The sequence below is a fragment of the Pseudoalteromonas sp. Of7M-16 genome (assembly GCF_022347805.1).
Lineage (GTDB): Bacteria > Pseudomonadota > Gammaproteobacteria > Enterobacterales > Alteromonadaceae > Pseudoalteromonas > Pseudoalteromonas luteoviolacea_F.
Map to the genome: position 1 here is coordinate 1 of NZ_JAKRFY010000051.1, position 11,420 is coordinate 11,420.

An 11,420-nucleotide genomic window follows, 5' to 3' on the forward strand; every position below is an offset into this window, starting at 1 on the left:
TTCAGGGCCCATTAATCAATGGGCCTAGATTGCGGAACAAGCCCACAATGACGGAGAGTAACAAAAGCGCTAACTTTTAAACTATACAAACGCAAAAAGTTAAAACTCTACAAACATTAACCATTTAGAATCTTCAATCACATAACCCACACCATTCCCCACCCCCTCTCACTGAACTTGTTTCAAGGTCCAATGACCAACAACCTTGATTGCGGGACGAGCTAACAATGACGAGGGAGAGAAAGTGCTTTGCGTAAACGCAAAAACACTCTCCTGGTCCAATGCGGTAAAAAACGATAAGATACATTTGCTATCAATTAGTTAGAATAAAAACAACAGGATTTGGTCGTGCAGCAAATTGGCATTTACGAGCAGCTGATTACTCAAGTGGTAGAGCAAAACTTAAACCGCGAACAATTTTACATTGGTGAACGTCAGCTTGAATCAAGCGAAGCCTCTGTGTGGCTATCTCGCTTTCTCTCAAAACTGGTCGCCCATGCCATTGATGCCATTGATGCCATCCAAAATAGTGATGACAACCGCATCACCAAGCAAATCGAACTGGCTAATAAACTGGTATTTTGGTTAAAAGATCACATCAAAGACGAGCAATTAATCAGTGAAAACCTCATTGATTCACAAGGTCGCATCCTCACGGCCCTGTTTGACAAGCAAAACCCAATTTCGTGTGATTTACCAAGCTACAGCAAATACATATTCCCACAAACTGGACTGAGCCAAAGCGAGTTATTTTCTGGAGCAAACGCAGGTATTTCCCTTGAAAGCGAAATCAAACGGGAAATCTTCTACAAAACTTTAGACTAGATATCGACCAGTGAAAATAACATGAGTAAAGTCCCTATCTAGCCCTTTTTAGATGCTCAGAACAAATACGCTTACCAAGTTTCCTTGCCGTATATCTAACCTCATCCCCTTTTAAACTTCCACCTTATTGTAATGAAAAAAATACTTAATAGTGAGAAAGTCAGTATCGATTGCACTGATGCTATTAGTTTTAAAGTTATCAAAGTAGTAATTTCATACTGAGATTGCAAATACATAGTTTCTTTATGAGACCAAATTGAAAACGGTCTGAATATTTGCTTCATAGCAAAATCTACAGCCTCAAGACCATAATTATGCTGCATTTGAAAGGCTATAAAATACAGAAAAAAAGAAGCTGCTGTAACGATAGTAATCCAAGTAAGTGGCCGAATAGTACTTAATCCGTATAAACTTGATAATTCGTATAAATACCCAATTGATATATAACCCAATTTCTTTTTTGATTTTCTTATACAGAGTTGCTCTAAAGCAAAAAAAGAAGCTTCATCATGTCGGTTCCTAACATTTTCCATCGAAAGCTTTAAAACTCTGTAAGCTTTGATTGCTTCTGGAGCGGTATCTAAAAAGTTAGAAAAAGGTGGGAAGTCAGTCTCTTGATGCAGCTCACAATTGAAAAAAGTAGGTGCTTTATGAAATATACAAGCTGTAAAGTCACTGTGTCCTTTAAATTTACGATTGTCAAACTTAGCCTGATCAAAAAAAGTACTCCCCTTGAAGTCAATGCTCTTTATAAGCTCCCGCTCTTCATTGTCTTCAAAAGTCGATTTTAGGGAAAATTGAACGTTAAAAGAGTCGTAGAAAGTACATGAGATGAAATCAAGACCTTCATCAAATCTAGTTTTATAAAAAGAAACCTCTTTATGAAATACAGCCCCTCTGAATGTGACGTCACCTGTAAACCTGCAATTGCTAAAATCAACCTCTTGATAGAAAACGCAATATGAAAAGTTGGGGTAATCGTTATGTATACATGAACTAAAATCTAAAGGGGTATTAAATATTGTGCCACTGTAATCAATGTGCTCATGTTCAAACACATCCTTATTCTTACCAGCAATTAAAAATAGTTTCTTTTCGAATTCTTCTTTTCGCTCATCACTCCATTTTGACTTTTGCGTAGGGTGTCCATTTTTATCAAATATTGGACAGTGAAACTCACACCAATCTTTCCCATCAACGTTAAAATACTCAATCTCTACCAAGCTTTTTTCTAATTCAGAATATTGGCAACCGTCGCCACCATCTTTTTCCGGATCCCAAGTTTCTTCTCCAACTGTAAGCTCTTTGTGTACATAGCAGCACTTGTGCATTCTCATATCCTTTAGAAGTAATATCCCCTCTGTGAACTCTATAAAAAATTGTTCATTTGTAAAAGCTGTATTTACTGAAAAAATGATTACGGATATTAGATATGTGTGATACAGAATATTTAAGACGACTATAGGCCACGCTAGCCATATTATTCGAGCACTCCAACCAAAAAAGCCCACAACCGTGGGCTTTGAACTTAACATCTAATTGCCAGATTAGATTAGTTGCTGCACGCTACGGAGTCACCATCTTTGTCATAGCATGACTGAGAGTAGCCCAATTGAAACTTACAATAGTAAGCTACTTTATTTTCTACGCAGTTGGTGTAAGTACCATATGCGCCATAGCCGGACCTAAACGTCACATTCCATTCATAATAGGAGTATGGAGCTGTATTTTTATTTGACTGCCAGCGTTTAAATACTGCTGGAGAGACAATGTCGTAAAGTACCGAGGGCTTTTGGTTTTTACCGTAATCTCTCCAGCCTTTTTTAAAGCCGGTATGAGAGCCATCTAACTCAACAGCGGCATTTGCGGCATCGTAATATGGATTATCGAAGTTCTTTTTCTTATCCACTTTAGATAGTAACCCTTGATAGTCTTTTACCCATGTCGTGCTTTCGCAGCTATTAAGAAACGCCATGCCTTTGTCTTCCCCTTTTCCGCATGTGCCTTCGGGTGCGCTGTCGCCAGTCCATATGTAGTCACCGTTCTTACCACCATGTATTTTGGCATCAAAGTTCGTAGAAAGTGCAATAATTACGTCATTACCTCCACCGCCTTCTTGGTTAGAGTTTTCTCCATTTGTGACAATAATGTCATCACCACCATTGCCCCATGCCTTGTGCCAACGCTGGTTGTTCGGGTTTCCATCACCGTTTTCAAACAGCGCATCATCTCCTTCCCCGCCATAAAGCCGGTCTTCTCGGCCACTGTTGCCTGTTAAATAGTCATGTCCGTCGTCACCGTATAAGGTGTCGCTGCCACTGCCCCCGCTCAGAACATCATGACCGTCCCCACCATACAGTTTGTCTGCTCGGTCATCACCATCATTACATGCTGACTGCTCATAAATGTTCGCGCCATTAGCATTTTCTAGCGTGCAGCCTCCACCAATATAGTCGTTACCATTACCACCATATAGGGTGTCGGAGCCCTGACCGCCCATGATCAGGTCGCCACCATTTTCCCCTGTAATAATGTCGTTGTTGTAGGAGCCAAAAAGTGTGTCATGACCGTTACCACCGCTGATCCTATCATTGCCGTAGCCACCATCTATTTCGTCATTACCATGGTCTCCAATCAGAAAGTCATTGCCGCTGCTGCCAAATATTTTATCGTTGTCGTTACCGCCACGAATGTAATCGTTTTTTCGACCTGTTGTGATATTGTCATTGCCATTACCGCCATATACCTTTTGCACAACTGCTATATCTTTGCCGTTGTAGGTGTCATTGCCGCTGTTCAAAGATGCCTGGATCACATTAACTTGGCTTAGATAAAACTTGTCGCAGCTCGAGCTGCTGCCTGATTTTCTAGTCACTGTTAAATCGTCACCAGACATGCTTAAAGTAAACTTTTCGCTGCTATTCGTACCACTAATTTTTAGAGTGTCACCATCAATATATGCAGAAGCCCCATCACTTAAACCACCGCAGCCCGCTAACGCATAATTCGACAAACCTAAAGTTAAAGCAGCGCAGATTGCCCTTTTTTTAAATGTCATTTTGTATCCCCAAAGTAATTGATAAAAAGGCCTTTTATTCCTTTATTTGACCACTTTGAGGAGCCTAGAAAGCAAATAAGTAAGAAAAGTGAAGATATTCCGCCACAGAGTTTTATGGCACTAATGGCGAGTAATTTGGCGGATATTGCCAGTAACAAATTGCAAAATAACTTTGCTTTTCGCAAATTGACTTAACAAACCTTTGTTTTCGCATTTTGGAAAAAACCTCCCTCTTGTTCCATGTTTGCAAAATGCAAATAAGCCAAAGAAGCCAGTCTAAGAAAAGCCAAACACTCATTGTTACCTTCTGATTTAAATGAATAAAACATCTTAGACAACCCATGCTAAATAATATGGAGCCATTCTTGCTTGTAAGTAACTAAGTGTAACGACTGAATTGGATTTGCATGACAACACTAGAAGCAAATAACACAATCGCGCTACTCGAGAAAAAGTTGCAGCGTGCGCTGGCTGGCAAAGCACACGCTGAAGACCTGCTTGAGTCAAAGTCGCGCAGTTTGTACAAAGCAAACGAGGAGCTTTGTGCGGCGCTCGATGCGCTAAAAAAGCAAGAAGAGCAATTGATCCAGCAAGAAAAAATGGCATCTTTAGGTCAACTTTCTGCGGGGGTGGCACATGAGCTCAATACACCTACAGGCTATGCAAGGTCAAATATCGAAACGCTAAAAATGTACTTAGTCACTCTGTTAGCTTACCAAGATGACCTTGAAAAAATGGTCCCCAACGAGCAGCAGATGCTGACGCTAAAGTCCAGTTACGACGTCGCCATTATCCAAGATGATATTCCCGATTTAATGGACGAGTCTTTGTGTGGGCTCAACAAAATTGCTTCTATCGTCACTGAACTGAGAAACTATACACACATTGACAACGAAGAGATGGCACCTGAAGATCTTAACTTGGTGTTAGATCAAGCCATTAATCTAGCACAAAGCAGCTTTAAACATCATGCGACATTAAACACACAACTTAGCCAATTACCCAAGCTCAGTTGTAGTGGTAACAAGCTATGCCAAGTGTTCTTAAACCTCTTAATTAATGCCGGGCAAGCCATAGAAAAGCTCGGCAAGATCGACATAACAAGTAGTTTCGATGACAAAAACATTTATGTCACCATCGCGGACAATGGCATTGGGATCTCAGCACAAAACTTACGAAACATCTTTGACCCCTTTTTTACTACTAAACCCGTTGGAAAAGGCACTGGCCTAGGGCTGTCTATTTCATACAAAATAATTCAACAACATAGGGGCCGCATTGCCGTTGAAAGTACGGAAGGTGAAGGGACAGTTTTTACCATTAGCCTGCCGTTGGCACAGGAATCCGTATCATGAAAGGACATATATTTATCTTACTCGAAGAATTTGTCAGCGAAGTCGCGGGTGAAGCGTTATTATATGATGCATTAGAAGCTTGCTCGTTTGATACCAGTACAGGTTTTGTGCGTACGGAAAACTACCCGGACGAGCAACTCATCGAATTGGTCGACACTGTGATCAAAAAAGCGGGGATCAGCCTAGAGAAGGCACATTTTGATTTTGGAAAGTGGTTATACCCACGTCTTTCGGGCTTGCTTCCAAAGCAATTTACAGACTACGCACACCCAGCATATGTGCTAAAACAATTGGACGACTTACACCACGTAGAATTAAAAAAGCTCTACCCTGACGCGCAGCCACCTAAATTTCAATATTGTGCACTATCTCCCATCGAAGCTAACTTGATATACACGTCACCGAGGAGAATGTTTGATTTAGTAGAGGGTGTACTTGCTGGAATGGCACAATTCTATGGTGTGCCATTGCATGTCACTAAACAAACTGGTTGGCAAGATAACCAGAACTGTGCCAAATACACTATTGTTTATGCAAAAGAGGTTGCCATTTAATACTATTCTGTCAGTAATCCCTTTTACGTAGCTTAACATCCGCGATAAACAAACGAAGAGGTAAATATAATATCGCCAAACAACAGACAATGTAATGAATCGCTGATACTTGCCGGTAAGCGGCCAACAAAATGTCATTTTCCAAATAACCGCGTAATATAAACTGAGCAAAAAACATTGTAATGGTGCAGGTGCTGCTATAGAAAACTACGCGGGTAGATTGAGAAAAACTGATATTTCGCAGTCTGTGAAGCGTGTATATACAAATCATAAATGCGGTTAAAAAGCACATTTTAGTAAAATAAAATAGTCGCCTTCGAACCAAATAATCCATATCAGCATCAAGGATTGCTTGGTTCACATACCCATCTGTCATATACAACATAACTATGGTCCAAACAGTGATGCTCCAGGAGATCAAACTTTTCTCAGAGTCTGTTTTTACAGCTTGATTTCTATCATAGAAGAATCTCACGCCTTTCTTTTTTAGCATGAAAATCAGGTATATAAAAACAACAGGCACGACCAATTGATAGGTTCTTACTGCGATCCAGTTGTACAACTCGGGTTCTAAAGATTGTGCCACAGCATAGCCTCAGTCGATCTAACACTCTTCTTGGTCATTTTTTCGACCTCTTATATATCGCTTGTAATCGGCAAATAGTTGCATTGCTAAATATGAAAATATGGCAACAAAATAACATATCTGAACACTCACTATTACTATTACAATCCAAGGCCGTAAAGCCTCTGATTCCAAGTAGCCTCGAAAAATCAGTTGCATAAAATTCACGGTAGCGCTAGGTATGACCAAATACATGGAAAGTCTAGAAAGACGAGAAAACGTACACCCTCGGAGTGTATGCAATGCTATGATGATAAAGATAAAAAACAAAGCCAAGGACAATTTTATTACGTAAAACAATCTTCGCCTCAATAGATAATCCATCTCGAGCCCAATCAATGAGAAGTGGAGTAAATGATCAATCCATTGCAGGACAAACATGACTGAAATAGTTATTCCCCATGAAACTAGATCTTTATCTGACGTATCTGTTAATTTTAAACGCTTATCATAAAAGACTGCGATGCCACGCCTGTAAGCTTGTAAAATAAAGTAAAAGAATGCCGTATATACCGCAGTTCGGTAGCCCCAATATGCTATTGTTGCAAGTTCTATTTGGTCCAGTCGTATCATAGATGAATTCTCAGTATATCTCTTTTCATTGCGGGCCTTATATTACAGTAAAGTCCTTGTTTTGTAGTTTTTTCAGTACTGGGAAATTGAACTTAAACTCTAGTTTAAAGCAATTTTAGCCTTTAATTAGCTTTTTTCTTGCAGCATACCAACGTCGGTAAAGCCTTGATATGGGTAAAGTCAGTATTGTTATGGTTAGGTATAAATAACATAGAAACGCATTAGCTCGATATAAAGGGCTTAGAATATTTGTTTCCATATACCCCCTCAAGATAAACTGCAAAAAGTGTACTGTTATCAGCAATAAGTAAATGTAGTAAATAAATCTTGTTGCTTGAGAGAATGAACACCCTCTTAAGACATGCAGAGCATAAATTGCAAAAAAGATTACAAGGCCTGTACAAATTTTAAGGAGATAAAAGAGTCTACGCCTCAAAATATAGTCCATATCCAATCCAATAATAGCGATATGCATAGGGTTATCAATAAACTGCATAATATAGACAACACAAAATGTTATTCCCCAAGAGACTAGATCTTTATCATCATCGCTTTTTAACTCTCTAGTCCTATCGTAAAACATGGATATATCATGACGTTTTACTTCATAAATAAAATAGAACAAGGTAACAGTCATAATGACTTGAAAGGTTCTAAATGGAACTGCAGGGTAGTTTTCAAATATGTACTGGAACACTGTTAATTCTCACTTTCTACCAAATACTAAGCTACGTTCAATCAGCAAATAATCAGGACACTGCGATATCACATCGAGTGCAAATTAACCAGTTCGAATTCGATAAGATTGATACAGCTCCTTTGCGGGGTATGACAGTAAAGTAATAGAAATCAAAACATTGTGAACCGCATTAAACACCCTATAGGCGGGCATTAAGATATCTGTATGTAAGTACCCTCTCAAAACTAGCTGTACAAAGCTCAATGTCGCAATGGATATATAAATATAAAAAATCAACCGCGTTGACTTTGAAAAAGGGCAACCTCTGAGCGAATGTAATGCATATATCGATGCCAAGAACATCAGTACAATCCACACTTTAACCAGATAGAAAAGCCGCCTCCTAAACATATAATCCAAATCTGCCGTAATAATAGCATAGTTAATCTTGTCGAAGCCGAGGAGAAGAACAAAAATCACCCCGAAAGTAACCCAATAGGATACTAGTTTTATGTTGTCGTCAGAATTTAGTTTAAAGCGTTTATCATATAAAAATGCAATACCTTTTTGCTTTGCTACAAAAGCAAAATATATAGCAATGCAAAACACGCTAAGGTGAAGTCCTCTAAGCGCAACAAAATCGTATAGTTCCATTTCTGGCATTTGTGACACGGAAACACTCTCTTTCTACGTTTAGGCTTGGGAAGTAGCTATTTGTTTCCCACTAATCTGGACACGATAGAGTCAAAGTGGGTTCTACTTTTTAACTCTGGGTTTATGCCAATCAAAATGCAACTCAATAACAGGTTCTAAATAAATGTAAAAACCACAACAAAATACACCAACACTGATGCAAAAACAACTCAGTACTTCTGTTTACGTTGTGAGAATATTAAATTCACCACCTCACCACACAATAAGAATTAACTATACTATCAGCATGCTATTTTTCGTACTCAGGGAACATTAATAACTAGCGAACACGGAAAACCATGTATTCTGTTCTCGCTTGGTCATTTATAAACGCAGCGCAGGTATCACTTAGGGCATATTTTGGGCATGGAAAGCATCATCAAAGCTTAAGCCGTTCGCCTTCGATAAGATTGATACAGCTCCTTTGCAGGGTATGACAGCAAAGTTGTAGAAATTAAAACATTGTGAACAGCGGTAACTCCCCGATAGACAGGGCTGAAGATATCTGTATGCAAATACCCTCTCAAAACTAGCTGCACAAAACTCAATGTCGCAATGGATATGGTAATATAAAAAATCATCCGCGTTGTCGATGAAAAAGGGCAACCTCTGAGCGAATGTAATGCATATATCGATGTCAAGAACATCAGTACAATCCACACTCTAACTAGATAGAACAGCCGCCTCCTAAACATATAATCCAAATCTAGGGGAATAATTGCATAGTTTATCTTATCGAAGCTAAAGTGAAATACGAAAATCACACCAAATGTAATCCAATAGGATACTTGTTTTATATTGTAGTCAGAGTCGAGCTTAAAGCGCTTGTCATACAAAAATGCGATACCTTTTTGCTTTGCTACAAAAGCAAAATATATAGCAACGCAAAACACGCTAAGGTGAAAACCTCTGAGCGCAACAAAATCGTATAGTTCCATTTCTGGCATTTGTGACACGGAAGCACTCTCTTTCTACGTTTAGGCTTGGGAAGTAGCTATTTGTTTCCCACTAATCCGGACAAGATAGAGTCAAAGTGGGTTCTACTTTTTAACTCTGGGTTTATGCCAATCAAAATGCAACTCAATAACAGGCTCTAAATAAATGTAAAAACCACAACAAAATACAACAACATTCGCGCAAATACAACTTAGAGTTCTTATATGCTAAATACGGATAGTAAACTCACCTCCTAGAGTGCCAACTATGCCAAACTCGTAATATTTCCTTTCACTACTTAGCGGGCTCAAAACACCATGTATTCCCCTCTAGTATGACTATTTAATACCATTGAGCATATCTCTGACCTTGTGCATTTAACCCGCAATACATCACTAAAACTTAACTCGCTCGAATTCGATAAGATTGATAGAGATCTCTTACAGGGTAAGACAATAATGTAATAGAAAGAAAAAAGTAGTGAACCGCATTAAACCCTCGATAAACAGGGCTTAAGATATCCGTGTGTAGATACCCTCTCAAAATAAATTGTGCAAAGCTTATTGTTGCAACAAGTATAGAAAGATAATAAACCCATCTCGTTGTCTGTGAAAAAGGGCAGCCTCTGAGCGAATGTAGTGCGTATACAGATGTCAAAAACATCAGTACGATCCACACTCTAACTAGATAGAACAGCCGCCTCCTAAATATATAGTCCAAGTCTGCGGTAATAATTGCATAGTTAATTTGCTCATCACCAAGGTGAAGCACAAAAATCACCCCAAATGTAATCCAATATGATACTTGTTTTATATTGTAGTCAGAGTCGAGCTTAAAGCGTTTGTCATATAAGAACGCGATTCCTTTTTGCTTTGCAACAAAAGCAAAGTATATAGCAATGCTAAACACACAAACTTGAAACCCTCTGAGCGCAATTAAATTATATAATTCTAACTCTGGCATTGGTGGCACGGAAATACTCTCTTTCTAAGTTTGGACCTAGTACAAACAATTTTCAGCAACAAATAGGAAACGATAAAAACACTCTGAATTTAGGCTTTTTATCAAACAGTGCGAGTAAAGTCATCAGATGACACACCTGAAAATAAATGTAAAAACCACAATAAAATACAGCAACACACACGTCAAAACAACAGGAGAATTTTGCCTAACAAAGCGTGAGGAAATAAATTATTTTAAAAATAAATAAGATTGCGCAGAGCACATTTTTTTTATGAGTTCATGTGGTCAAGCCACTAGACCCTGAAATCAACAATCACTACCCCCTTTCGTCATTGTGGGCTTGCCCCGCAATCCATTTTCACAAGCAGGTTGAATGATTGGCGCTGCGCGAGAAAGCAAGTGGGCCCTGAAATCAACAGCAACACCCCCTTTCGTCATTGTGGGCTCGCCCCGCAATCCATTTTCACAAGCAGGTTGAATGATCGGCGCTGCGCTTGAAAGCAAGTGGACCCTGAAACAAGTTCAGGGTGACGAGGTTTAGTTCAAGGATGACAGGGTTACGATCTGTGTGACGAGATTGAGTTCAGGATGACGGGGTTACAACCTGTGTGACGAGATCGAGTTCAGGGTGACAGGGTTACAACCTGTGTGACAAGATCGAGTTCAAAGATGACGGGGTTACGACCTGTGCGACGGGATTGACTGCAGAGTGACCTAGTTAAGTGCAGAGCGAGGGGTATGTATCCAAAAAAAGTTTACCATCGCCTTTCATTATACAAACGTCGTCATTGTGGGCTTGCCCCGCAATCCATATTCACAAGTCGCCCCGCAATCCATTATTCATAAGCAGGTTGAATGATCGGCGCTGCGCTTGAAAGCAAGTGGACCCTGAAACAAGTTTAGGGTGACGAGGTTTAGTTCAAGGATGACAGGGTTACGATCTGTGTGACGAGATCGAGTTCAAATATGACAGGGTTATGACCTGTGTGGCGAGATCGAGATCAAGGATGACGGGGTTATGACCTGTGTGACGGGATTGACTGCAGAGTGACCTAGTTAGGTGCAGAGCGAGGGGTATGTATCCAAAAAAAGTTTACCATCGCCTTTCATTATACAAACGTCGTCATTGTGGGCTTGCCCCGCAATCCATATTCACAAG

Annotated in this window: 5 protein-coding genes and 1 pseudogene; 3 read left to right on the plus strand and 3 right to left on the minus strand. The window is 39.6% G+C overall.

Features of this window, described 5'->3' with window-relative positions; all coding sequences use genetic code 11:
* Nucleotides 1–348: 348 nt before the first annotated feature.
* Nucleotides 349–804 (plus strand): annotated as a pseudogene (locus MHN81_RS27820) (DUF3427 domain-containing protein); the annotation flags it as partial.
* A gap of 122 nt (nt 805–926) precedes the next feature.
* Here MHN81_RS27820 and MHN81_RS27825 read toward each other — a convergent pair.
* On the minus strand, nt 927–2,156 hold the full coding sequence (locus MHN81_RS27825) for a pentapeptide repeat-containing protein (RefSeq protein ID WP_239427360.1): 1,230 nt from the start codon (nt 2,154–2,156) through the stop codon (nt 927–929).
* Nucleotides 2,157–2,377: 221 nt separating this feature from the next.
* Nucleotides 2,378–3,883, minus strand: coding sequence for a calcium-binding protein (locus tag MHN81_RS27830; RefSeq protein ID WP_239427361.1), 1,506 nt, complete (start codon nt 3,881–3,883; stop codon nt 2,378–2,380).
* Between the two features lie 407 nt (nt 3,884–4,290).
* Here MHN81_RS27830 and MHN81_RS27835 point away from each other — a divergent pair, with 407 nt between their 5' ends.
* Nucleotides 4,291–5,238 (plus strand): ATP-binding protein, encoded by a 948-nt coding sequence (locus tag MHN81_RS27835; RefSeq protein WP_023397956.1) that lies wholly within the window; start codon nt 4,291–4,293, stop codon nt 5,236–5,238.
* Nucleotides 5,235–5,792: a heme NO-binding domain-containing protein gene (locus MHN81_RS27840; RefSeq protein WP_023397957.1), complete on the plus strand. Its 558-nt coding sequence runs from the start codon at nt 5,235–5,237 to the stop codon at nt 5,790–5,792. Before MHN81_RS27835 ends, MHN81_RS27840 begins: the two co-directional genes overlap by 4 nt.
* A 3,908-nt stretch (nt 5,793–9,700) precedes the next feature.
* On the opposite strand, the gene MHN81_RS27845 is transcribed toward MHN81_RS27840, so the two are convergent.
* Entirely contained in the window at nt 9,701–10,261 is a 561-nt protein-coding gene (locus tag MHN81_RS27845; protein ID WP_239427362.1) for a hypothetical protein, read from the minus strand.
* Nucleotides 10,262–11,420 lie beyond the last annotated feature (1,159 nt).

Coding starts and splice junctions, on each gene's coding strand:
- MHN81_RS27825 (WP_239427360.1), bottom strand. CDS start 2,156: ATGCACAAGTGCTGCTATGTACACAAAGAGCTTACAGTTGGAGAAGAA.
- MHN81_RS27830 (WP_239427361.1), bottom strand. CDS start 3,883: ATGACATTTAAAAAAAGGGCAATCTGCGCTGCTTTAACTTTAGGTTTG.
- MHN81_RS27835 (WP_023397956.1), top strand. CDS start 4,291: ATGACAACACTAGAAGCAAATAACACAATCGCGCTACTCGAGAAAAAG.
- MHN81_RS27840 (WP_023397957.1), top strand. CDS start 5,235: ATGAAAGGACATATATTTATCTTACTCGAAGAATTTGTCAGCGAAGTC.
- MHN81_RS27845 (WP_239427362.1), bottom strand. CDS start 10,261: ATGCCAGAGTTAGAATTATATAATTTAATTGCGCTCAGAGGGTTTCAA.